Origin of the sequence: Hyphomonas sp. CY54-11-8 (assembly GCF_000682735.1) — a bacterium.
GTDB lineage: Bacteria > Pseudomonadota > Alphaproteobacteria > Caulobacterales > Hyphomonadaceae > Hyphomonas.
The window spans coordinates 51,008-73,467 of the sequence record NZ_AWFD01000007.1 but is presented as its reverse complement, the minus strand read 5'-3'; the positions used below and the strand labels follow the sequence as shown (position 1 = coordinate 73,467).

21 protein-coding genes are annotated in these 22,460 nt (G+C 58.7%); 16 read left to right on the top strand and 5 right to left on the bottom strand.

Going from position 1 to position 22,460, the window contains the following annotated elements; translation table 11 throughout:
- Window positions 1-106: 106 nt before the first annotated feature.
- Genes pyrH through lpxB form a run of 12 tightly spaced genes read left to right on the top strand, consistent with a single transcriptional unit; the run spans window position 107 to window position 12,476 of the window.
- Complete coding sequence (pyrH, locus tag HY17_RS07295; protein WP_034765049.1) at window positions 107-862, top strand: UMP kinase; 756 nt, start codon at window positions 107-109, stop codon at window positions 860-862.
- On the top strand, window positions 859-1,413 hold the full coding sequence (gene frr / locus HY17_RS07290; protein WP_034765046.1) for a ribosome recycling factor: 555 nt from the start codon (window positions 859-861) through the stop codon (window positions 1,411-1,413). The genes pyrH and frr overlap by 4 nt, the downstream gene beginning before the upstream one ends.
- A complete protein-coding gene (locus tag HY17_RS07285) occupies window positions 1,413-2,174 on the top strand; it encodes an isoprenyl transferase (protein WP_034765043.1) in 762 nt (253 codons plus the stop codon). Before frr ends, HY17_RS07285 begins: the two co-directional genes overlap by 1 nt.
- Window positions 2,174-2,998, top strand: a complete 825-nt coding sequence (locus HY17_RS07280; RefSeq protein ID WP_051599812.1) for a phosphatidate cytidylyltransferase — start codon at window positions 2,174-2,176, stop codon at window positions 2,996-2,998. Before HY17_RS07285 ends, HY17_RS07280 begins: the two co-directional genes overlap by 1 nt.
- Entirely contained in the window at window positions 2,995-4,206 is a 1,212-nt protein-coding gene (gene dxr, locus HY17_RS07275; protein ID WP_051599811.1) for a 1-deoxy-D-xylulose-5-phosphate reductoisomerase, read from the top strand. Before HY17_RS07280 ends, dxr begins: the two co-directional genes overlap by 4 nt.
- The gene (locus tag HY17_RS07270; RefSeq protein ID WP_139068985.1) at window positions 4,199-5,368 is read left to right on the top strand and encodes an RIP metalloprotease; all 1,170 of its coding nucleotides are present in this window, start codon (window positions 4,199-4,201) and stop codon (window positions 5,366-5,368) included. The genes dxr and HY17_RS07270 overlap by 8 nt, the downstream gene beginning before the upstream one ends.
- A 40-nt stretch (window positions 5,369-5,408) precedes the next feature.
- Complete coding sequence (gene bamA / locus HY17_RS07265; protein ID WP_034765040.1) at window positions 5,409-7,970, top strand: outer membrane protein assembly factor BamA; 2,562 nt, start codon at window positions 5,409-5,411, stop codon at window positions 7,968-7,970.
- Window positions 7,971-7,997: 27 nt separating this feature from the next.
- Window positions 7,998-8,594 (top strand): OmpH family outer membrane protein, encoded by a 597-nt coding sequence (locus tag HY17_RS07260; protein WP_034765038.1) that lies wholly within the window; start codon window positions 7,998-8,000, stop codon window positions 8,592-8,594.
- Window positions 8,595-8,605: 11 nt separating this feature from the next.
- Window positions 8,606-9,622, top strand: coding sequence for a UDP-3-O-(3-hydroxymyristoyl)glucosamine N-acyltransferase (lpxD, locus tag HY17_RS07255; protein WP_034765035.1), 1,017 nt, complete (start codon window positions 8,606-8,608; stop codon window positions 9,620-9,622).
- 38 nt (window positions 9,623-9,660) lie between these two features.
- Window positions 9,661-10,452: an acyl-ACP--UDP-N-acetylglucosamine O-acyltransferase gene (gene lpxA / locus HY17_RS07250; protein ID WP_034765032.1), complete on the top strand. Its 792-nt coding sequence runs from the start codon at window positions 9,661-9,663 to the stop codon at window positions 10,450-10,452.
- A 3-nt stretch (window positions 10,453-10,455) separates the two neighbouring features.
- Entirely contained in the window at window positions 10,456-11,301 is an 846-nt protein-coding gene (locus HY17_RS07245) for an LpxI family protein (RefSeq protein WP_034765030.1), read from the top strand.
- Window positions 11,298-12,476, top strand: a complete 1,179-nt coding sequence (gene lpxB / locus HY17_RS07240) for a lipid-A-disaccharide synthase (RefSeq protein WP_233348698.1) — start codon at window positions 11,298-11,300, stop codon at window positions 12,474-12,476. The genes HY17_RS07245 and lpxB overlap by 4 nt, the downstream gene beginning before the upstream one ends.
- Here the strand turns inward: lpxB and HY17_RS07235 are convergent.
- From HY17_RS07235 to HY17_RS07220, 4 genes are all read right to left on the bottom strand, one after another.
- Window positions 12,438-13,586, bottom strand: a complete 1,149-nt coding sequence (locus HY17_RS07235; RefSeq protein ID WP_034765024.1) for an FAD-dependent oxidoreductase — start codon at window positions 13,584-13,586, stop codon at window positions 12,438-12,440. The two genes, lpxB and HY17_RS07235, sit on opposite strands and share 39 nt — an antisense overlap.
- The gene (gene rlmJ / locus HY17_RS07230; RefSeq protein ID WP_051599809.1) at window positions 13,571-14,353 is read right to left on the bottom strand and encodes a 23S rRNA (adenine(2030)-N(6))-methyltransferase RlmJ; all 783 of its coding nucleotides are present in this window, start codon (window positions 14,351-14,353) and stop codon (window positions 13,571-13,573) included. The genes HY17_RS07235 and rlmJ overlap by 16 nt, the downstream gene beginning before the upstream one ends.
- A 60-nt stretch (window positions 14,354-14,413) precedes the next feature.
- Window positions 14,414-16,162 carry a M28 family metallopeptidase gene (locus HY17_RS07225; protein WP_034765021.1) on the bottom strand — a complete coding sequence of 583 codons (1,749 nt, stop codon included), beginning with the start codon at window positions 16,160-16,162 and terminating at the stop codon, window positions 14,414-14,416.
- Window positions 16,163-16,230: 68 nt separating this feature from the next.
- Window positions 16,231-17,127 (bottom strand): pirin family protein, encoded by an 897-nt coding sequence (locus HY17_RS07220; protein WP_034765208.1) that lies wholly within the window; start codon window positions 17,125-17,127, stop codon window positions 16,231-16,233.
- Window positions 17,128-17,237: 110 nt separating this feature from the next.
- On the opposite strand from HY17_RS07220, the gene HY17_RS07215 reads away from it, so the two are divergent.
- The 4 genes from HY17_RS07215 to clpX all read left to right on the top strand — a co-directional run bounded on the left by HY17_RS07215 (window position 17,238) and on the right by clpX (window position 20,873).
- A complete protein-coding gene (locus HY17_RS07215; protein WP_233348696.1) occupies window positions 17,238-17,771 on the top strand; it encodes a uracil-DNA glycosylase family protein in 534 nt (177 codons plus the stop codon).
- Window positions 17,687-18,748: an alpha/beta fold hydrolase gene (locus HY17_RS07210; RefSeq protein WP_139068766.1), complete on the top strand. Its 1,062-nt coding sequence runs from the start codon at window positions 17,687-17,689 to the stop codon at window positions 18,746-18,748. The genes HY17_RS07215 and HY17_RS07210 overlap by 85 nt, the downstream gene beginning before the upstream one ends.
- A gap of 113 nt (window positions 18,749-18,861) precedes the next feature.
- Window positions 18,862-19,485: an ATP-dependent Clp protease proteolytic subunit gene (locus HY17_RS07205; protein WP_034765015.1), complete on the top strand. Its 624-nt coding sequence runs from the start codon at window positions 18,862-18,864 to the stop codon at window positions 19,483-19,485.
- Window positions 19,486-19,610: 125 nt separating this feature from the next.
- On the top strand, window positions 19,611-20,873 hold the full coding sequence (gene clpX / locus HY17_RS07200) for an ATP-dependent Clp protease ATP-binding subunit ClpX (protein WP_034765012.1): 1,263 nt from the start codon (window positions 19,611-19,613) through the stop codon (window positions 20,871-20,873).
- Between the two features lie 153 nt (window positions 20,874-21,026).
- On the opposite strand, the gene glnA is transcribed toward clpX, so the two are convergent.
- Window positions 21,027-22,430: a type I glutamate--ammonia ligase gene (gene glnA / locus HY17_RS07195; protein ID WP_034765010.1), complete on the bottom strand. Its 1,404-nt coding sequence runs from the start codon at window positions 22,428-22,430 to the stop codon at window positions 21,027-21,029.
- Window positions 22,431-22,460 lie beyond the last annotated feature (30 nt).

Sequence of the window (22,460 nt, the reverse complement as noted above, 5' to 3'; positions counted from 1 at the left end):
GCTTGCCTTTCCGCCCGCAAGGGGCTTTGAACATCCCGGTCGCCCATGACAGGCGGCCGGGAATCTTTTAGGAGGCCATAAGGCTTCCAGCGAAGGGAAAATGACGATGCCGAGCGGGGATCCCGAGACAAGCAAACTCAAGTACAAACGCGTACTGCTTAAGCTGTCAGGGGAGGCCCTCATGGGCCCCGGCCAGTTCGGAATCGATATCCCGACCTGCGAGAAGTTTGCCAAGGCCATCAAGGGCGCGCGCGATGCTGGCGCCGAGATCTGCCTGGTCATCGGCGGCGGTAACATTTTCCGAGGCGTTGCCGGTGCCGCGAAGGGCATGGAGCGGGCTCAGGCAGACTCCATGGGCATGTTGGCCACGGTAATGAACGCCCTCGCCATGCAGAGTGTTCTGGAGAATATGGATGTGCCGACCCGCGTCCTGTCTGCGATTCATATGGAAGCGATCTGCGAGCCCTACATCCGCCGCCGTGCCCAGCGCCACATGGAGAAGGGCCGGATCGTCATTTTTGCTGCGGGAATCGGCAATCCGTTCTTTACCACAGACACTGGCGCTGCCCTGCGCGCCATTGAGATGAACTGCGATGCCTTGCTGAAAGGCACGCAGGTGGATGGCGTCTACACGGCCGACCCGAAGCTGGATGCCTCCGCCACCCGCTATGACGATGTGTCCTATCAGGAGTTGCTGGTGAAAGACCTTCGTGTGATGGATTCTTCTGCAGTCAGCCTGATGCGTGACAACAACATCCCGATCGTGGTGTTCTCACTGAAGGAGGAAGGGTCGCTTCTGAAAGTGCTGCACGGTCAGGGCACCTCGACGACAATTACGAACAAGGGAGCGTCTTCCAAATGAGCTATGACAAGAAAGATCTCGAGCGCCGCATGGAAGGCGCACTGACATCGCTCTCAACAGAATTCAGCGGCCTGCGCACCGGTCGTGCATCCGTGAACCTGCTCGATTCCATCATGGTGCCTGCCTATGGCTCGACTGTTCCGCTGAACCAGGTGGCGTCCGTGACAGTCACCGATACGCGAATGCTGTCTGTGAATGTCTGGGATAAAGCTGTCGTCGGCGCTGCAGATCGCGCGATCCGGGAGTCCGGCCTCGGTCTGAACCCAGTGGTCGATGGCCAGAACCTTCGCCTGCCGATCCCGCCGCTGAATGAAGAACGCCGGAAAGAACTTCAGAAAGTAGCAGGCAAGTATGCCGAAGCGGCGCGCGTCGCGATCCGCAATATTCGCCGCGACGGCATGGATAGCCTAAAGGCGATGGAAAAGGACGGCGAGATCAGCGAAGACCGGCACCACGCCCTGTCCGATGAAGTCCAGAAGCTGACCGATATCTATGTCGCGAAAGTCGACGATGCGCTGAAGGCCAAGGAAGCGGAGATCATGCAGGTCTGATGTCCGGTGAACCCGCCCCCGCTTCAGAGGGCGCCGGGGCACAGGGGCTGCCGGGGCCGCAGCATGTTGCCATCATCATGGATGGCAATGGACGCTGGGCAAAGGCCAGGGGATTGCCGCGTGCGGCAGGCCATGAGCGCGGGGTTGAAGCGTTGCGCCGGACGGTCGAGGCCGCACCGGAGCTTGGCATCCGGTATCTGACCGTTTTCTCGTTCTCCACCGAAAACTGGCGCCGTCCCGCGGCGGAGGTCAGTGCGCTGTTCGGCCTTTTGAAAGCCTATGTACAGCGCGACCTCGGCCGGTTGAAGCGGGAGGGGGTCCGGATCCGCGTCATTGGACGTCGGCAAGGTCTGCCCACAGATATCGCGGAGCTCGTCGACAAGGCGGAGCGGGAGACAGCCGAAAATTCCGATTTCTACCTCAACATCGCATTCAACTATGGTGGCCGGGAAGAGATCCTCCGTGCTGCGCAGAAGCTCACAGCGGCAATCCAGAACGGTGAACTCGAAGCCGAAGAAATCGATGAGACCGCATTTGCCAAGTTTCTGGATACAGATGGCATTCCGGATCCCGACTTGCTGATACGGACCAGTGGAGAATACCGCTTATCCAATTTCCTTCTTTGGCAGGCTGCCTACGCCGAATTGATCTTTACGGACGTGCTCTGGCCGGATTTCGACAAGTCTTCGTTGGAACAGGCAATCGCAGACTTTCGGAATCGGGAACGCAGGTTCGGTGCCGTGACGTCGGAGCCGCACTGATGGGAGACTGGACCCCCCGGGAACTCAGATTTTCAAATCTGGGGCTGCGGCTGATATCATCAGCCATCCTGATCCCGCTCGGGCTGACCGCAGTTTGGTCCGGCGGTTGGGGGCTGGCTGTGGCTTGCGCGGCGGCAGCGGGCGTCATGGCCTGGGAATGGGGGCATATCAGCGGTTTTATCAAACCCATGCTGCTGGTCGCGTTCGCTGCGTTGGCGTGCCTGGCACTTCCTCTCAGCAATTCAGGCATCGCGCTGGGCGTAATTCTCGCTGGAGCCGTCTTTGCGGCGATGACAGCGAAGGGTGGCTGGAATCACCGGGGCAGCGCTGTGTTCGGTCTCGTCTACGTGACCTTGATGCCAGCATCCTTGTGGTTGCTGCGGGAAGGGCCATGGGATGGCCGGTCTGCTGCGCTCTATTTCATGTCATTCGTCTGGGCTTCCGATGCGGCGGCCTATTTTACGGGCCGCGGGCTCGGCGGTCCGCGGCTGCTACCGAAAGAGAGCCCGAACAAGACCTGGAGCGGCGCGATTGGGGCTGTCGTTGCGTGTGTTGTCTGCGGCATCGCAGCGGCCGACATCCAGCGTGTGCCCTTTGCGGGCTGGATCCTGGCAGGCCTCTCCATTTCCGTGGTGGCGCAGTTGGGTGACCTTTTCGAAAGCGGCTTGAAGCGGCGTTTCCGCGTCAAGGATTCCGGATCGATCCTTCCTGGGCATGGCGGAGTTATGGATCGCGTCGATGGTCTTGGTGCGGTTGCCTTCATAACCGTACTGGCTTTCCACATTGCGCCTGACCTGCCGGACATGCTTGGGCTGCAGGCATGACTTCCAGGCGTGCTGTTTCTGTTATGGGATCGACAGGCTCCATTGGGTGCTCGGCGCTCGATGTCATCCAGTACGAAAATCAGAGTGGCGGCGCCGGGTTCGACGTCATTGCCCTGACGGCCGGTAGTAACGTTGAGAAACTGGCAGAGCAGGCGCTCGAATGCCGGCCGCAGATCGCCGTGATCGCGGATGAAACGCAGCTGCCGATCCTGAAGGACCGGTTGGCCGGTAGCGGAATTGAAGCTGCTGGCGGTGCCGCGGCCGTGACGGAAGCGGCAACGCGGCCTGCCAGGGTCCTTGCGGCGATTGTTGGTGCTGCGGGGCTGGAATCGACGCTGGCGGCCGTTCAGGCAGGCAATGATGTGGCGATAGCCAACAAGGAAAGCGTCGTCTGCGGCGGTCGGCTGATCCTTGAAGAAGCCAGGAAGGCCGGCGTAATGGTCCTGCCGGTGGATTCAGAGCACAGCGCGATTCACCAATGCCTCGGTGACGGCAAGTCGCTGGAGCGGCTGACCATCACGGCCTCAGGTGGACCGTTTCGGACGGCGACGCTGGATGAGATGCGCACCGCCAGCCCGGAAGCGGCCGCGGCGCATCCGAACTGGGCCATGGGGATCAAGAACTCGATCGACAGTGCCACTTTGATGAATAAGGCTCTGGAGCTGATCGAGGCGGCTTATCTGTTCGATGTCCCAGCCAATAAGATCGATGTGATCATTCACCCCCAGTCGATTATTCACGGCATGGCGCACTTCACGGACGGATCGGTGATCGCGCAACTCGGCGCTCCGGACATGAGGACACCAATCTCGTACGCTTTAGGCTGGCCGGATCGTGTTGCGACCACGGTGAACCGGCTCGACCTTGTGTCCCTCGCAAAACTCGATTTTGAGGCGGTGGACGGTACAAAATTTCCTGCGGTGGACTTGGCGCGTGAGGCATTTTCCGCCGGTCCGGGCGCTACAACGGTATTAAATTGCGCTAATGAAACCGCCGTTTCTGCATTTATTGCGGGCCAATGCGGGTTTCTGGACATAAGCTGGGTGGTAAAGGAAGTGTTGAGTCGCTTCCTTTCCGGCAATATGGCCGGAATGGCATGTAGTTCGCTAGAAGAGATCGGCTATCTGGACCGGTTCGCGCGTTCTGCGGCTGGAGACGTCTTGAAGCGGGCCCCGGGTGGTGGGGCGGAGGGTAGTACGCTTGGGTGAGTTGCTGAGCCAAGGTCCATTGTTTCTGGCTTGCCTCATCTTCATGATGGGCATCGTGGTGATCGTCCACGAATATGGTCATTACCTTGCCGGCCGTGCTTTCGGGGCGGCTGTCGAATCCTTCTCAATCGGTTTTGGAAGTCCTCTGTTTGAACGGAAGGACAAGCGCGGCACTCGCTGGCGCATCAACTGGATCCCGCTCGGCGGCTTCGTGAAGTTCGCCGGCGAAGCGCAGACTGCGGGCGATATCGGCAAGATTGAGGGTGGCCTCGTCGGGCGGCCTTATCCGGAACTCAGTGTTGGGCAGCGCTCGCTTGTCAGCCTGGCCGGGCCTTTCGCCAATTTTGTGCTCGCCAGCCTCATATTTGCTCTGATGATCGGTACCTTCGGCCGTCCGAATGTGGAGATCGGTATCTATTCTGTTGAAGAAGGCACCCCCGCCGCAGTGGCAGGGATGGAAGCTGGAGACATCGTCATATCAGCCAATGGCAAGGCTGTGAAAACGGCCAGCGATATTCAGCTGGCCGCGATACTCAACCCCAATACGCCAGTCGACTTCGTGGTTCGCCGCGGCGACACGGAGCAGACCCTCACCGTTACACCCAAGGAAGTGGTGCGTGAGAATGAAGTCGGCCAGCAGGTGCCCCAAGGCACTATCGGTGTAAAACTGGCCAGCGTCAGCGTTCAGGAACCGACCCGTTACAATCCGGCAGAAGCACTCGGACAGGGTGTTATCCAGACCGGAAAGACACTTGAGCAGACTGTCACCATGCTCAGCCGGATCATCACCGGACGTATGTCGATTCATACAATGTCCGGACCGGTCGGGATTGGCGATGTGTCACGCCGAATCGTGAACCGGGTGTGGGCACAGGAAGATGTCTCGGTTGGCACGCGTGTGTCCGAGCTGTTCTGGATGCTCCTTGGAATGTGTGCATCGATCTCCGTGGGGATCGGCTTTTTTAACCTATTGCCGCTGCCGGTGCTGGATGGCGGACACCTTGTATTTAATGCATACGAAGCCCTGACCGGCCGCCATTTGCCGGAAAAAGTGCAGGAAGTGAGCCTGACATTCGGTCTCATCCTGTTATTGGGGATGGTCGTCGTCATCACATGGGGCGATGTCATCGAAACCGGCGTTTTCGGCGGCGGGGGCGGCTGAGCCGGCCGGATCAGGGACTAATCAGAGAGTTAATTCGACGATGCGTAAGTTTCTTGCAGCGACCTTCATGGCGACCAGCGTCTTCGCGCTTCAAAGCGTGCCGGGCGTTACCGGCTCGGCTCAGGCGCAGGAAGACAACCGGTATGGGGGAACGATCCGTTCGATCGTGGTCCAGGGAAACAGGCGTATCGAAGCACGGACCGTCCAGTCATATCTGTTGCTGGAACCCGGGGATGCATTCGACCCCAACCGCATCGACCTGTCGCTGAAGACGCTGTTCGCGACCAACCTTTTTGCAGACGTTTCCATCGATCGTCTTGGCGATGACCTCATTGTCCGTGTTGTTGAGAACCCGATCATCAACCGCGTGATTTTCGAGGGCAACAAGGCACTCAAGGAAGACAAGCTCAAGGAAGAGATCCAGGCCGAGCCGCGCGGTATCTTTACGGCAGCGCGGGTGCAGAACGATGTGCAGCGTATTCTCGAGCTCTACCGCCAGTCGGGCCGTTTTGCTGCAAAGGTCGAGCCGCAATACAAGCCGCTGGAGCAGAACCGCGTCGATCTGATTTTCCAGATCACGGAAGGTCCGGTCACGGGTGTCCGTTCGATCAACTTCATCGGTAACGAAGCCTACTCGGACTCCCGTCTGCGCAGCGAAATCGTCACCAAGCAATCCCGTTTCTGGCGCTTCTTCAGCTCCAACGACAACTACGATCCGGGACGCCTGGAATACGACCGCGACCAGCTGCGTCAGTTCTATCAGAACAACGGCTATTATGATTTCCGCGTGACCTCGGCAGTGGCCGAGCTGACCCCGGACCAGAAAGACTTCTACATCACCATGACGGTGGATGAGGGGCGCCAGTACGATTTTGGTGAGGTCAAGGTTGAGACAGCGCTCGAAAAACTGAACGCCAAAGCCCTTCGCGCCGCGGTGCCGATTCAGGAAGGCGCGCTGTTCAAAGGTGACCTGATCGAAAGCACGATTGACTCCCTGACCTATGCGGCGGGCATTGCGGGTTATGCGTTTGTCGACATTCGTCCGCAGCTCGATGTGAACCCGGATACGGGCCGCATCGACGTGACCTTCGTGGTGGACGAAGGCCCGCGTGTTTACATCGACCGCATCAACATTGTCGGAAACACGCAGACACTGGACCGCGTGATCCGCAGGGAACTGAGAATTTCCGAAGGCGACGCTTTCAACCGGATTCTTCTGGACCGTTCCAAGAACCGTGTGCGGGCGCTCGGCTACTTCAAGGAAGTCGAGATCGAGGAAGTTGCAACGGATGAGCCTGACCGGACCGTGGTCAATGTGACGGTTCAGGAGCAGCCCACCGGCGAACTTTCGTTCGCCGCGGGTTTCTCTTCAGTCGACTCCTACCTGATTGACCTGTCTGCCAGCCAGCGGAATTTGCGTGGACGCGGGCAGTCGGTTGTTGCGCGTGTTTCTGCGTCCAGCCGACAGCAGGTTCTGGATCTTCGCTTCACTGAGCCACGCTTCCTGGACCGCAATCTGTCTGCCGGCATAGACATGTTTGCGACCCGACAGGACTTCGGCGACATCTCCTACTTCACCAGCGACACTTATGGTGCAGGCGTTCGCCTGGGTTTCCCGCTGACCGAACGCATGCAGCTGGGGCTCAGCTATCGTCTGCAGTATGACGATATCGACGTGACGGATGTGCCATATCTGATCGATATCGCGACGGGGCTACCGTCGACCCGTGTTATCCAGACTGCCGGTCAGGACACTCCGGACGATACCAGCGACGACCGTTACCGGACAGCGGGTCCTGATGATGCCATAGAGGGTCAGGAAGTTGTTCTTGACCGGTGCGACCCGTCTTATCTTTTCCGGGAAACGATCTGCCGGTCCGAGCGATCTGATCTCTCCAGTATTCTCGGGTATCAGCTTTATTGGGATCGCACCAACGATCCGATTACACCAACCCGCGGATTTGATTTCTCCCTGAGTCAGGATCTGGCAGGTGTTGGTGGTGACGTGCACTATCTACGTACAGAAACGCGGGCATCTTTCTATCGCGGTATCTGGAAGGGCGTTGTGGCCAGTGCACGCCTGTCTGGCGGCTATGTCTTCCCGCTGGAGAATGGGGAAGGCATTCGGATTAACAATCGCTTCTTCCGGGGCGGTTCGACGTTCCGCGGATTTGATGTCGCTGGCCTCGGCCCGCGGGAGATTCTCCGAGTGGTCGATCCGGCAACTGGTGAGGTCGTTGCCACCCGGCGCCTGAACGCGCAGGGCGGGAATGCCTATTATCAGGGTACGTTCGAACTGAGTCTGCCAAATGTGTTCCCGGAAGAGTATGGCATCAAGAGCGCACTCTTCATGGATGCCGGTTCGCTGGGCACGCTTCGTGGTCCGGACAAAGCTCCGACCATTTTCACGATCGACCCGAACACGGGTTTGCCCGCTGCGCGGCTTACCAAGGATGCGGCATCGCTGCGAGCTTCAGCGGGCCTCAGCGTATTCTGGAATTCGCCGTTCGGCCCGATCCGCTTCGACTTCTCTCAGATCCTCCGCAGCGAGGATTATGACCGGACAGAGACGTTCCGGTTCTCGACTTCAACACGCTTCTAATCGCAAGCCCCCAGAATGGAGACTAGCATGTCCCACCTCAAGAAACTCCTGTTTGCCTTCGCATTGCTTATCGGCAGCGCCGCTTTCACGGCGCCTGCGGCTGTCGCGCAAGGCAGCAATGTTATCGCCATCGATGAAGTGAAGATCCTTCGCGACAGCAAAGCTGGCAAGGATATGGCGACCAAGCTCAACAATATCGAAACGCAAATGAACGGCGAACTGACGCCGGAACGGAACACGCTTCAAACGCAGGGTAAGGCCCTGGACGCGAAGCTGTCTGGAAAGACGCGTGAGCAAGTCAATGCCGATGCGGCTCTGGTATCCGAACTGAATGGCTATCAGGCGAAGGCAAACGCATTTGCCGCCAAGGCTCAGCGCGCATCCCAGGAATTCTCCCTGACGGAACGCGTCGCTCTGGCGAATTTCAACAAGGCGCTTGAGCCGGTTCTGCTTCAGGTCATTCAGGAAAAGAACGCTCAAATGGTCGTTTCCAAGAGCTCTGTAGTCTACACTGCCGACTCCATCGATGCGACGGCTCTGGTGATCCAGAAACTCGACGCTGCGACGCCGACCCTGACGGTTACGCGTCAGAAGATTCCGGATCAGCCGGCTAATCCGCAGTAACGGAGCATATCGTGACGGTCGATCCGCGGTTCTATGCGCCATTGGGGGCTTTGACGCTTGGCCAAGTAGCGGAATTGACCGGCGCGGCGCTTGATGGGGATGGCGACCTGCGTGTGACGGGTATCGCCTCTGCCGCAAATGCCCAAGCGGGCGATCTTGCCTTCCTGGATGGCGATGGAAAGTCTGCTCCCGAGATTTCGGTAAATGCCGGGATCTTCATGACGAACGAAGCCAACCTGAAATATGTGCCGGAAGGCGCGGCAAAACTGGTCGTGCCATTGCCCCGCTACGCCCATGCCGTCGCAGCGTTGGCGATGTACCGGCCGCGTCATCTGGACTGGACGGGTGATGCCCGTATCTCGCCTGATGCCCAGGTGCATGAGGATGCGCGTGTTTCTCCAGGGGCGGTTGTCGGGCCCGGCGCCGTCATAGGCGAAGGCACTTGGATCGGCCCCAATGTCTCGATCGGTCCGGGCGTTCAGATAGGCCGGCACTGTCAGATCGGAGCAAATGCCAGCGTGTTCTGCGCACTGGTTGGCGATCATGTGACGCTGCTGGCGGGGGCCCGTATCGGAGAAACCGGTTTCGGCGTGCTTGCTTCTCCTGACGGCCAGCGTGATGCTCCCCATTTTGGCCGGGTCATCCTTCAGGATCATGTCTCCATCGGCGCCAATACATGTATTGACAGAGGCGTCTTCGAAGACACGATCCTCGGTGAGCGCACCAAGATCGATAATCTTTGCCAGATCGCGCACAATGTCGTTTTCGGTCGGTCCGTCGTCATGGCCGCCTTTGGCGGCATCTCGGGTTCGGTCCGGGTCGGCAGCCAGTCCATGCTGGGAGGACGTGTCGGTATCGCAGACCACGTTGAGGTCGGCGAAGGTGTCAGTCTCGCTGCGTCTTCGGGCCTTTTCCGCAATATTGAAGACGGTGAAACCTGGGGCGGCACGCCGGCGAAACCTATTCGCCAGTGGATGCGTGAAGTCGCATGGTTGCAGAAACAGGCAAACCCGAAGAAAAATAGCTGATCGGCGCTTCCTTCGCGCTGAAATTCAGAGAAGCAGCCATGCCGACACAGATTCATCCTACCGCGTTTGTTGAAGACGGCGCCCAGCTGGGCACGGATGTCGCGATCGGTCCGTTTTGCCATGTCAGTGCAAATGCGAAGATCGGCGATGGGTGCAAGCTGCACTCTCATGCAGTGGTGGCAGGTCATACTCGTCTTGGCCGCAACAGCGTGCTTTTCCCTCACGCGACGCTGGGCTGCAGTCCACAGGTGATCGGGTTCGAAGACACGCCGGAGTCCCGTCTTGAGGTGGGCGAGAACTGCACCTTCCGCGAATATGCCACTGCCCACGCGGGCATGCCAAAGTTCGGTGGCCTGACGAAAGTCGGTGATCATTGCTACATCATGATTGGTGCGCACATCGCTCATGATAACCAGATCGGCAATCACGTTGTCATGGCGAACAATGTATCACTGGCCGGACACATCGAGGTGGGTGACCATGTCTGGTTTGGCGGACTCGCGGCGGTACACCAGTTCTCCCGCATTGGACGGAATGCATTCATCGGTGGCGGCGCAATTGTTGTCGAAGACGTGATACCTTTTGGGTCTGTCGTGGGAAATCATGCCAAGCTTTCCGGCCTGAACATGGTAGGCCTCAAGCGGCGCGGTTTCGACAAAGGCCAGCTGATGCAGATCCGCGGTGCTTACAAGGCAGTCTTTTTCGGCGAAGGTCTGTTCAAGGACCGCCTTGCCAAGGCTGCGCTGGATTTTGCAGACCAGCCGCTCGCCATGGAACTTATCTCCTTTATTCAGGCAGGCGGAGACCGGCCGATCTGCAAGCCGGCCTGATCGATGACCGCGCCGCTGGGACTGATTGCAGGGCTGGGCGAACTTCCGGTCGCCATTGCCAGTAACGCTGTCGCAAGCGGGCAGGGAGTCTATGTTCTCCGTCTGAAGGGCTTCGAAGAGCCAGCCCTCGCCGAATATCCGGGTGCGGTAGTCGGTCTCGGAGAAATCGGAGGCGTGATCGAACGGCTGAAGTCCGCTGGCTGCAAGGATGTCGTCTTTGCGGGGATTGTGAAACGCCCGAACTTCAAGGACCTCAAGCTGGACATGCGGGGCGCCATGCTGCTGCCCAAAGTGGTCTCAGAAGCCCGCAAGGGGGACGACGCCTTGCTCAAAGTGCTCGTCAGGGAATTCGAGAAGCATGGCTTCAATGTGATTGGCAGCGAAGAGGCCAATAAAGCGCTGCTCGCACCGGTGGGGCTGATTGCTGGCCCTGAGCCAAATGAAGAGAATCTGGCGGATATCAGGGCCGCAGCGAAGGTTGCGTCTGCGACAGGTGCGCTCGACATCGGGCAGGGGTGCGTGGTCTGCGATGGGCTTGTCCTCGCCGTCGAAGCGCAGGAGGGCACTGACGAAATGCTGAAGCGTTGCGCCGCGCTTCCGGAAGCCATTCGGGGAAAACCGGACGCTCGCCGTGGTGTGCTCGCAAAGCGCCCGAAACCAGATCAGGAGCGCCGAATAGATCTGCCGACTACTGGCGTTTCTACAGTGGAGCTTGTTGCTGCCGCCGGGCTCGCTGGATTGGCGGTTGAGGCAGGCGGGGCTTTGCTGCTGCGGCGCGCCGACATGGAAGCTGCGGCCGACCGGTTGGGCGTTTTCATCTATGGTTTTAAACCGGACGAAGTTTCGTGAAGCCTTTGCGCATATTCATGGTCGCGGGAGAAGCCTCCGGCGATTTGCTGGCCCGCGAAGTGGTCGAAGAGATCCGTCGGAAGACGTACGATGTGGAGCTCGCGGGAATTGGCGGCAGGGAACTCGCATCCGTTGGCATTCACTCGCCTTTTGATATTTCACCCCTTTCCATTCTTGGTTTTGCTGAAGGCATTCGGGCCTATGGTACCGTCGTAAAGCTGGCGGATGCCGCGGCTGATGCCATTATTGCGTTTCAACCAGATGTTGTTGTGCTTGTGGATTCGTGGGGATTCATGTTGCGGGTCGCACAGCGGGTTCGTGCGCGAGCACCAGACATAAAGCTGATCAAACTCATTGGACCCCAGGTTTGGGCAACTCGGCCCGGCCGGGCGAAGACGCTGTCGGCGACAGTGGACCATCTGCTTTGCATGCATGACATGGAAGCGCCCTATTATGAGCCGTTTGGCTTGCCGACGACCGTTATCGGAAATCCTGCCTTGTCGCGGAACACCCCGGGAGATGGGCAGAAATTCCGCGCCGCGCGTGGCCTTGGAAAGGACGAAAAAATCTGCCTCGTTCTGCCGGGTAGCCGGCGGAGCGAACTGGCCAAAGTCGCCCCAGCGCTGCTTGAGGCTGCGAAACAGGTTGCTGCAGCTGTGCCGGGCGTCCGTATTATCGTTTCACCAGCTGCAAATATGGCTGAGGCGTTTGACGAGGCGTTTCCGGATGTGTCTGGCTGGGCTGAAGTGCTGCGCACGCCAGAAGAACGTTATGATGCCATGGCTGCAGCAGACTTGGCTTTGGCGTGTTCAGGTACCGTGACCAGCGAACTGGCAATGCAGGGTACGCCGATGATCGTGGCGTACCGGACGGGTTGGCTAACCTGGGCGCTTGCGCGCGGACTGCTCTACAAGAAGCAGCATATCACGTTGCTGAACATCGTATCAGACGATCAGGAAATCGTGCCGGAATTCGTCCAGACTCGGCAGAAGCCTGAGCTGATCGCGGATACCGCGATCAAATGGCTGAAGTATCCGGAACTTCTGGACACGCAGAGGCAGGCACAGAAGGAAGCCCTTGCGCGAATGCAAGGTGGCGGTCACTCATCTGCCGAAATTGCCGCCGACGCTATTTTGTCAGTGGCTCGACGGCGGGCTGTGATCCCGCAGGAATGAGAAATCTATAGATTTCTTGAGGTGCCACACCCAGCCGCCTTCGAGAGTAAGCCCAAACTTTTCTGCCACGGCCCGCTTTTGTCCCAAGCTTACCAGCTTCAGATAATCGGTTTGCGGATGGTATTCAGCGAGATCTTTATCCTGCGAAAATCGGCGGATGTTCTCCGCAATCACAGGGCCGGCCCGAACTGCGAACACGCCAGCGGGCGGTAGAGATTTGGGCTGGAAATACGAGGTGTCGCCAGCCGCCCAGATATGGGAGTGACTGATGGAACGCAGGCAGGCATCCACCTCGATACGTCCGTTGGCAGTTTTCAGACCGGTGTGGGCCACCCAGTCGTGTGGGGCAGACCCTGCGCAGTTCACGATGAAAGCGGTCGCGATTTTGGCGCCTGTCGAGACCGTGACACAACCATTCTCAATGGCTCGAATGCTCGTTTGCAGCATCAGGTTTATGCCGTAGCGGCCCAACGCACGGTAAAGTTTCCGACGTAGTGCGGCTGCACTGGATGCGGCAATTTCATCACCTGGATCGATCAAGTGAATCGCGGGTGTGGTGATGCCTTCCTGCAGAAGACGATAGTGGATGGCGAGCGCGACTTCGATGCCTGCCAGTCCGGCCCCGGTGACGATGATTGTGGAAGGAGTGGATCTGGCCTTGATCTGTTCCAGTGCAGATTCCCATTTCTGCAGAAAGGGTGCGATTGGCCGGACCGGAATAATCGCGCCATCACTGCCGGTGACGTCCAGTGGGCGAATTCCGGACCCGATATCCAGGCTCATCACGTCGAATGAAATTGACTCGCCTGATCCCAGGATAGCTGTCCGGGATTCTGGATTGATCGCAGCTATTCTGTCCTGAATGAACTGGGCGCCAATGGCTTCGCAAAGCGGCTGAAGTGGAACGCCAATGTCGTCAGCTTGCCAGTGTCCGGCGATCACGCCAGGTAGGGCGCCGCTGTACAGATTGTGTGTAGATGGTGAAACGAGAGTCAGCCGGGTCTCCGGCTGCGGCGGGTTGTTCGCCAATTGATGCAGCGCGACGGCGTGCGCGTGACCGCCACCCGCCAGCAGGATATGGCGTGGCTCGCCGCTCAGCGTGCCCACCATGACTGCAATGCACTGGCTATGTTAAGCGAGGTTTCGCGCGCTGCCCCCGGCGAGCGATAGGCGACAATGGCAGAGCCTTCCAGGGCGCCTTCATCCAACGGATCCATCGGCCAGCGGGCACCCGCCACGAAACAATCGTCTAGCTCTGTCAGGTACTCTCCGAACTCGATTTCCCGTCCGTCTTTGAAGAGTGGCAGCCACAGAATAAGGATGCCCTTCGGCCAGCGCTTGAGGGCGCGCGGGGTCCACAGGGCCAGAGCGTCGATGTCACGGCTGGTTTCGTAGCTCGGGTCGACGAAACAGACGATCTGTTCATTGCTGCGGGGGGAAAGCTTGAGTGCGCCCGAATAGCCATCGGCATGCTTGATTTGCAGCCGGTCGTCCTCGCCCAGGGCTTTGACGAGTTCCTTGTACTCGGTTGGATGTTTTTCAAACAAGATCATGCGGGTCGATGCGGGCAGCAATTGCTGCGCAAGCGCTGGAGAACCCGGATAATCATTCACGCCACGTTCTCTGACGAGGTCTAGCCATGGACGGACAGGTTTGGGTGAGCCTTCGTCGAGGAGCGACAGGATGCCGTCGAGTGCTTCTCCGCCTTTTGTCGATTGTGCGCTATTTAAATCATACCGTCCGCGTCCGGAATGCGTTTCAACATAAAGGATGTTGGTCGATTGCTTGGCGGTAGCGCTCAATATTGCATGAAGTACGGCATGTTTCAGCACGTCCGCGCGATTGCCTGCGTGAAAGCCGTGCTGGTACGAAAGCATGCTTGAATGGTTCCAAAGTAAATTGCCCTCCGCCGGTATGATCCGGCGGAGGGCGATCGATCAGTTTTCGCCGAGGCTGGCCTTGCGGGCTGCTTCAAACTCGTTGCCAGGATACCAAGTCGGCCAGGCATCGGATTGGGCGATGGACTTGCCGACTTCGAAGAGCGCGGTGACGTCTTCCACATTGCCGGAAAGGTCCCAATCGTCAGTGTATTCGTCCATGGGCTTGTGGTAGCGCTGCTCATTGTAGGCCTGAGCGATTGCCTTGCCTGCAGCGATGCCGCCATCCACCTTGTCCTCACCGCCATCGGCATACAGCATCGGTACGCCGCGCTTGGCGAGCGAGATATGGTCCGAGCGATAGAACGATCCGGCTTCCGGTTTGGGATCCGGCTTCACGACCCGGTCTTGCTTGGCGAGGTATTCTGTCAGCATGTCTTCCAGTTCCGAAGCGCCATAACCGACCACCACCATGTCATGTGTGCGCCCAACCGGCAGGGAGCCGTCCATGTTGATGCCGGCAACAATCTTGTTCAGCGGCACAGTCGGATGTTGCGCGAAATACTCGGAACCGAGCAGTCCGGACTCTTCCAGTGTGACAGACAGGAACATGACAGAGCGGTCGACCGATTGCGCCGCCATAGCTTCAGCAATTTCCAGCAAGGCGGCAGCGCCGGTTGCGTTGTCTACGGCACCGTTGAAGATCTGGTCCTGGTAGAAGTCCTCGCCAGGAGCTCCGGTCTTTTCGCCGGACTTCTTGCCGAGGTGATCCCAGTGAGCCGTGTACAGAACATACTCGTCCGGTGTGGTCTGGCCTGGGAGTACACCGATGACATTGTGGCTGGTCAGGGGTTCAATCTTCTGGGTGATCGCACCCTGAGCCTTCAGTCCGGTGAGCGGCACCGGTTTGAAGCCGCGTTCCTTGGCGGCATCCTTCAGCGTCTCGTAGTCGAGCCCGGCAGCCTTGAAGAGTTCTTCGGCTTTATCGCGGGTGATCCACGCTTCCATCGTGGTGCGGTCCTCACCACCATTTGCGCGCACGAGATCCGATTGAGCGCCTGACCAGGAGTTCGCGACCACGTCCCAGCCATAAGCAGCAGGCGCTGTTTCGTGGACGACGATCGCAGCAGCAGCGTTCTGGCGGGCCGCTTCTTCATACTTGTAGGTCCAGCGGCCATAATAGGTCATGGCCTTGCCTTTGAAGAGGTCTGGGTCCTGTGTTGCAAAGCCCGGATCATTGACCAGGATGATGACCGTCTTGCCGGTGAAATCCTGATCGTCGTAATCGTTCCACTCATATTCCGGAGCGACCGCGCCATAACCGACAAAAACAACATCGCTCGGGTCGAAGGAAAGCTCGGTCGCATTCTGGCGCTTGGTCCAGATTACCGCATCGTCTTTCAGTGTGGTCGGGATCTCCGTGCCGTCTTCTGACGAGAACGACAGATAGGATTCAGATGGGTCGATGGTCTGGTTCACCATCTGCACTTCCTGAAGATAGCTGCCATTGGCTGCGCCAGGCTTTAGCCCAATCCGGTTCATCTCGGCGGCAATCCAGTCAGCTGCAGCTTCGCCTGTCGGCGTACCGGGACCCCGGCCTTCAAACGTATCGTCTGCGAGAGTTTTGATACGGACCGCCAGATCGTCGGCCGAAATGTCTGCGACCGTACCTTCCGGAAGCGGCATCAGCAGGTCCGGTGTCGCTGCAGCTGCATTGGTTTCTGCTTCGGGGGTGGTGTCGACCTTGGCGGCTTGTTCTCCACAGGCGGTCAACGCCAGCAGGGACGCTGCCAGGAACAGCTTCTTCATGAGATTCTCCGTAACAATCCTGTTAGGAGGGGTTTTGCACGTGCCCGGGCGAGGGGCAAGCTTGTGCCTCATGGGAGCGGGATCCATTCCTCTTCGTCGCCGGGAACCGTTGGAAAGCGGTCAGATCCACCCGAGCTGACCGAATGTTGCCAATCCTGTTTCGCCTGATCGATAAGCGTCTGATCGCTGGCGACGAAATTCCATTCGATTTTGCGTGGCCCATCCATGGCCGCGCCGCCGCAGATCACACCTTTCGTACCAGGCTCCAGCCGAATGGCGACATCGATGCCCCTGGCCAGTACGAGCATCTGTCCTTCGCCGAACGTCTCACCGCCAATCACAGCACTGCCGCTGACGAGATAGACTGCCCGCTCTTCGGCGAGTGTGTGTGGAAGGATCAGGTTGGCGCCTTCATCCGCCTCGAAAGCCACGTACAGGATTGGCCATGGGAACTGCACGGGTGAGACTTTTCCGAATGCCTCACCAGCGAGCACACGCATGCGCGCGCCTCGGTGATTGAATTCCGGTAGCGCATCGGCCGGATGATGGTCGAAAGCTGGTGGAATATCCTCATGGGTCTTCGGCAGCGCGAGCCAGGTCTGAAGGCCGTGCATGCTCTGACCTGCCTCCCGTTCCGGGGCTGGGGTTCGTTCCGAGTGGACAATGCCGTGTCCGGCGGTCATCCAGTTCACTGCGCCTGGGCGAATGACAAGATCTGTTCCGAGGGAGTCCCGATGTTCTATCGCGCCTTCGAACAGGTAGGTGACGGTAGACAGACCGATATGCGGATGCGGGCGCACATCGAAGCCTTCACCGGGCGCGTATTCCACGGGTCCGAAATGATCGAAGAAGACGAATGGACCGACCATGCGTTGCGCATGGAAAGGCAGCACCCGGCGAACACGGAAGCCACCGCCCAGATCGCGTGCTCTCGGTTCAATTCTTCGCGAGATTGGTTCGCTCATGCTCAGGACTCCTTTTCGCGGCCACATTCCCCCTCAAATATGGACGCATGAGCGATGATCTCCAGTCCCTGATTAATGAGATACGCCGGTGCCGCCTATGTGAGGCGGAAATGGAACGCGCGCCGAACCCCATTTTCCAGCTGTCAGCTGACGCCCGCGTTCTGGTCGCAGGTCAGGCTCCCGGCAATCTGGCAGACACGACCGGCACACCGTTCAACGATCCGTCTGGTGACCGTCTGAGAGACTGGATGGGCCTGTCACGGGAGGAATTCTACGACGCCAGCCGGATCGCGATCCTGCCAATGGGGCTTTGCTTTCCGGGCTATGATGCCAAGGGTGGAGACCTGCCGCCCATGAAGCGTTGCGCTGAGGTCTGGCGGCAACGGGTTCTGGAACAGCTTTCCAGGATCGACGTGGTCTTGCTGGTCGGTGGATATGCCCAGCGCTGGCATCTTGGGCGCCGGGTCGAAAAGACACTGACAGCGACGGTCGCGAACTGGAAATCCTATGCTGGCGATCGCATTTTCACCCTGCCGCATCCAAGCTGGAGGAATACCGCATGGCTGAAGCGCAATCCCTGGTTCGAGGACGATGTGCTGCCCGACCTGCGGAGCGCGGTCCGTTCGGCCTTGTCCGAAAGCTGATCGTGCTGGCAATGCTGGCCGTCAGTGCCTGTGCAACGCCAAAGGTTCAGGAACCGCTCTCCATGACGCAAACCGTGACACCCGAACTGAAAGTGGAAGAAAACAAGTTTGTGTCGTTCGACGGCGCCGAGCTGGGGCTGACCTATTGGCCGGGGCAGGAGGCCGGAGAGGCCGCAGGACATGTTGTGGTCGGCCTGCACGGCATGAACGATTATGCGAACGCGTTCCACATGGCGGCGCCCTATTGGGCGTCGAAAGGCGTGACGGTCTACGCTTACGACCAGCGCGGCTTCGGCCGTTCGCCTGAGAGAGGAATCTGGCCTGACGAAGACCTGATGCGGGAGGATTTTCGAACGGCGGTGGACCTCGCCAGGCAGCGTCACCCTGATGCTAAGATCACGGTGGTCGGAATTTCCATGGGTGCGTCGGTGGCCATGTCGGCGTTTGGCTCCGATTTACCGCCAGCTGCCGATCAGTTTATCGCGTCCGGACCTGGCCTGCGGGGCTGGGGCGCAATGAACCTCACCTACCGGACCAGCCTCTGGCTGTCTGCGCACGTCAGGCCGGGCTGGATCGTTCAGCCGCCGAGGCGTTTCGTTCGGATCGAACCCTCGGACAATATCGAGATGCTTCAGCGGACTTGGTCTGATCCGCTGATGATGCCGACCAATCGCATTGATCAGGTCTATGGGCTTGTTTCGCTGATGGAGCGGGCACATGAACGCGCCCCGAACCTGCCAGCAAGCTTGCCGACGCTCATGTCTTATGGAGCAAATGATTACGTTGTGCCGGCAAAGGGGGTGGAACGAACCGCGAAAGTGCTGCCGTCGCATGTCAGGACAGTCTACTATGAAAAGGGGTTCCACATGCTGCTGAGGGACCTTCAGGCGCAAACGGTACATGACGATTATCTGGCGTTTATGCTGGATCCGGCCGGTGAATTGCCCAGCAAGGCTGCTGAATGGCCGTTTCGCTAAGGCTTTCCACAGCGGAACGCCTCTTGCAGCACTGCCTGCGTGGACAAATATCAGTCATTCTGCCAGTTCTGGCAAAGTAGAGATTCCTTTTTTCGACGCCCGAGGCCCGACTTATGTCAAATTCGTACCAGACTGCCCTCAACCTAGTCCCCATGGTGGTGGAGCAGACCAGCCGTGGCGAACGGGCGTTCGACATCTTTTCGCGCCTTCTGAAAGAGCGGATCATCTTCGTGACCGGTGGTATCGATGATGGCATGGCCGCCCTGATTACAGCTCAGCTGCTGTTTCTCGAATCGGAAAACCCGAAAAAAGAAATCGCCATGTATATCAATAGCCCCGGCGGTTATGTGTCGTCTGGTCTGGCGATTTATGACACCATGCAGTTTATCCGGTGCTCGGTGTCCACAGTCTGTATTGGCCAAGCGGCCTCCATGGGCTCGCTTTTGCTCGCTGCTGGCGAGGCAGGGGCTCGTTTTGCCTTGCCAAATGCCCGCGTGATGCTCCACCAGCCGTCCGGTGGCTATCAGGGCGTTGCGACGGATATTGAGCGCCATGCCGAAGAAATCATTGATCTTAAGCGGCGCCTGAATCAGATTTACGTCAAGCATACCGGCCAGGACTACGACGCAATTGAGCGGAAACTGGATCGGGATACCTTCCTCACAGCTGAGGAAGCCCAGGAATTCGGCATCATCGACAAGGTGTTCGAACGCCGGGCCGTAGAGGATGACAAATAGATCGCGCGTCCCCGCGTATTGCGGCCTGGCACTTGCAGTGCAGGCCAATGCCCATATTGTTCTGTTAAGGAACTGGGTTTGGGCGCTTAAAACCACGTTAAGCCTTAACCGGCATTGAGGAAAGCATGACCAAACAAACCGGCTCAGGCGACTCCAAGAACACGCTTTACTGCTCGTTCTGCGGCAAAAGCCAGCATGAGGTGAAGAAGCTCATTGCTGGTCCGACCGTGTTCATCTGTGATGAATGTGTTGAACTCTGCATGGACATCATCCGCGAGGAAAACAAAACCTCGCTGGTCCGCTCTCGCGAAGGCGTCCCGACACCGCAGGAAATCTGCGACGTGCTTGACGACTATGTGATCGGACAGACCTATGCGAAGCGCATCCTGTCGGTTGCCGTGCACAATCACTACAAGCGCCTGTCTCATGCTGGTAAAACGGATGGCGTAGAGCTGTCGAAATCCAACATCCTGCTGGTCGGCCCGACGGGTTGCGGCAAGACACTGCTGGCCCAGACGCTGGCGCGGATCCTGGATGTACCGTTCACGATGGCTGACGCGACGACGCTTACTGAAGCCGGCTATGTCGGTGAGGACGTCGAGAACATCGTCCTGAAACTGCTCCAGGCGGCTGACTACAATGTCGAGCGCGCCCAGCGCGGCATCGTCTATATCGACGAAATCGACAAGATTTCCCGCAAGTCGGACAATCCGTCCATCACCCGCGACGTGTCGGGCGAGGGGGTCCAGCAGGCGCTTCTGAAGATCATGGAAGGCACTGTCGCGGCCGTACCGCCGCAAGGCGGACGCAAGCACCCGCAGCAGGAATTCCTGCAGGTGGACACGACGAACATCCTGTTCATTTGTGGCGGTGCGTTTGCTGGCCTCGACAAGATCATCTCTGCGCGCGGCGAAGCGGCCTCGATTGGCTTTGGCGCACCGGTGAAAGATCCGGAAGGCCGCGGCGTGGGCGAGATCCTGCGCGAAGTCGAACCGGAAGACCTTCAGCGTTTCGGCCTGATCCCGGAATTCATCGGCCGTCTGCCAGTCATTGCCACCTTGGAAGATCTCGATGAACAGGCACTGATCCAGATCCTGACCGAGCCGAAGAACGCACTGCTGAAGCAGTACCAGCGTCTCTTCGACATGGAGAATGTCCAGCTGACCTTCACGCCGGATGCGCTGACGGCCGTGGCCCGCCGCGCCATCGTCCGCAAGACCGGTGCACGGGGGCTGCGTTCCATCATGGAGAGCATTCTGCTCGACACGATGTTCGAACTGCCGAACCTGCGCGGTGTCGAGGAAGTCGTGATCAGCGGGGAAGTGGTCGATGGCAATGCCGAGCCGCTTTACGTTCACGCCAAGAAGAGCCAGCCAGAAGCTGGCTGACCTGGTGTCTCCAGACGACAGAGTTACAAAGCCCCGGTCGATGGACCGGGGCTTTTGTTTTGCGCGATTGGTTCCTGAAACGGTAAGGGCCGGTACCTTTCGGTACCGGCCCGGCCTTCCCCCGTGTGTCGGGTGATCTGATCGTCTGAGCGATCAGTATTTGTAGTACATGTCGAACTCGACCGGGTGCGGGTGGAGCTCGTACTTCATGTTTTCTTCCATCTTCAGGTCGATGTAGGCATCGATCTGATCGTCGTCGAAGACGCCGCCCTTCTTGAGGAACTCACGGTCCGCATCGAGGGAAGCAAGAGCCTCACGCAGCGAGCCGCAGACCTGCGGAATGGCTTTCGCTTCTTCCGGCGGCAGATCGTAGAGGTCCTTGTCCATGGCGTCGCCCGGATGGATCTTGTTCTCGATGCCGTCGAGGCCAGCCATGAGCAGGGCTGCGAAGGCGAGGTATGGGTTCGCCATCGGATCCGGGAAGCGGGTTTCGATGCGCTTGGCTTTCGGGTTGTCGCCGAAAGGAATACGGATCGAGGCCGAACGGTTGCGAGCCGAGTAGGCCAGCATGACCGGTGCTTCGTAGCCCGGGACCAGACGCTTGTAGCTGTTGGTGGACGGGTTGGTGATCGCGTTCAGAGCCTTGGCGTGCTTGATGATGCCGCCAATGTAGTAGAGGCAGGTCTCGGACAGGCCTGCATACTTGTCGCCGGCGAACAGCGGCTTGCCGCCGCTCCAGATGGACTGGTGCACGTGCATTCCGGAACCGTTGTCCTTGTACATCGGTTTCGGCATGAAAGTCGCCGTCTTGCCGTAGGAATGCGCAACGTTCTGGATCACGTATTTGTAGAGCTGAAGTCGGTCAGCCATCACGGTCAGGGTCGAGAATTTCAGACCGAGTTCGTGCTGTGCCGGAGCCACTTCGTGGTGATGCTTTTCCGGGTCGAGGCCGATGTCAGCCATGACCGACAGCATTTCGCTGCGCATGTCCTGTTCGGAGTCGATTGGCGGAACCGGGAAGTAACCACCTTTCGGGCCCGGGCGGTGGCCCATGTTGCCCATCGGGTATTCCTTGCCCGTGTTCACAGGCAGCTCAGTCGAGTCGAAGGAATAGCCGGTATTATGGGGCTCAACGCTCCAGCGCACATCGTCGAAGACAAAGAACTCCGCTTCCGGACCGAAGAAGACGGTATCGCCAACGCCGGACTGCTTCACATAGGCTTCGGCTTTCTTGGCGGTCATCCTCGGGTCGCGGTTGTAGGCCTGGCCGCTGATTGGATCCAGCACGTCACACATCACGGCGAGTGTGGTTTGCTGGAAGAACGGATCGATAATTGCGGACGCTGTGTCCGGCTTCAGAAGCATGTCAGACTCGTTGATGGCTTTCCAGCCAGCAACCGAGGAGCCGTCGAACATCTGGCCATCGATAAAGAAGTCGGCGTCAACCATGTCCTTGTGGAACGACACGTGCTGCATCTTGCCGCGCGGGTCTGTGAAACGAAGGTCCACGTACTGGACGTCTTCATCCTTCATGATCTTCATGAGGTTTTCAGCCATTGGAAATGCCCTCCATCAATAATTTGCTGA